This is a genomic window from Synechococcus sp. H55.8, from assembly GCF_047462375.1.
Lineage (GTDB): Bacteria > Cyanobacteriota > Cyanobacteriia > Thermostichales > Thermostichaceae > Thermostichus.
Genome location: NZ_JANSJC010000056.1, coordinates 1 through 1139, shown reverse-complemented (window position 1 = coordinate 1139; position 1139 = coordinate 1). Strand labels below are relative to the sequence as shown.

1 protein-coding gene is annotated in these 1139 nt (G+C 56.5%); it reads left to right on the top strand.

Translation table 11 applies throughout. From position 1 onward, the window contains the following. The first annotated feature begins 71 nt into the window (after positions 1-71). Positions 72-1136 carry a photosystem II q(b) protein gene (gene psbA / locus NW862_RS12735; RefSeq protein WP_414336205.1) on the top strand — a complete coding sequence of 355 codons (1065 nt, stop codon included), beginning with the start codon at positions 72-74 and terminating at the stop codon, positions 1134-1136. Positions 1137-1139: the final 3 nt, after the last annotated feature.

Genomic DNA, 1139 nt, shown 5'->3' with positions numbered 1-1139 from the left:
TTGACAGAACTTAACGGATGTTTTAAGGTTGTGTTGTCAATCTTCGCGCTTCCTCAGGGAAGTTTGCCATCATGACTACTGTTATCCAACGTCGCTCAACCAGCAACGTGTGGGAGCAGTTCTGCGAGTGGGTCACCTCCACCGACAACCGTCTCTACATCGGTTGGTTCGGGGTGCTGATGATCCCCACCCTGCTGACTGCCACCACCTGCTTCATCATTGCCTTTATCGGTGCTCCCCCGGTGGACATCGACGGGATTCGCGAGCCTGTGTCTGGTTCTTTGCTGTACGGCAACAACATTATTTCTGGGGCGGTGGTGCCCTCTTCGGCTGCGATTGGTCTGCACTTTTACCCGATTTGGGAAGCCGCTTCTTTGGATGAGTGGCTGTACAACGGCGGCCCCTACCAGCTGATTGTGCTGCACTTTTTGATTGGGGTGTTTTGCTACATGGGCCGGGAGTGGGAGCTGAGCTACCGCTTGGGGATGCGTCCCTGGATTGCGGTGGCCTACTCGGCGCCGGTGGCGGCGGCGACGGCCGTGTTTTTGATTTACCCGATTGGTCAGGGGTCGTTTTCGGACGGGATGCCCTTGGGGATTTCGGGGACGTTCAACTTCATGTTGGTGTTCCAAGCGGAGCACAACATTTTGATGCACCCGTTCCACCAGTTGGGCGTGGCTGGCGTGTTTGGGGGTGCGCTGTTTAGTGCGATGCACGGGTCGTTGGTGACCTCGAGCCTGATTCGTGAGACTTCGGAAGAGGAGTCGCAGAACTTGGGTTACAAGTTTGGGCAAGAGGAAGAGACCTACAACATTGTGGCGGCGCACGGGTATTTTGGGCGGTTGATTTTCCAATATGCGTCGTTCAACAACAGCCGGAGTCTGCACTTTTTCCTGGCGGCGTGGCCTGTGATTGGGATTTGGTTTACGGCGCTGGGGATCAGCATCATGGCGTTCAACCTGAACGGGTTCAACTTCAACCAGTCGATTGTGGACAGCAACGGTCGTGTGGTTGGGACGTGGGCGGATGTGCTGAACCGTGCCAACCTGGGGATGGAAGTGATGCACGAGCGGAATGCGCACAACTTCCCGCTGGATTTGGCGGCGGTGGAAGTGGCGCCGGCCATCCGTGGCTAATCC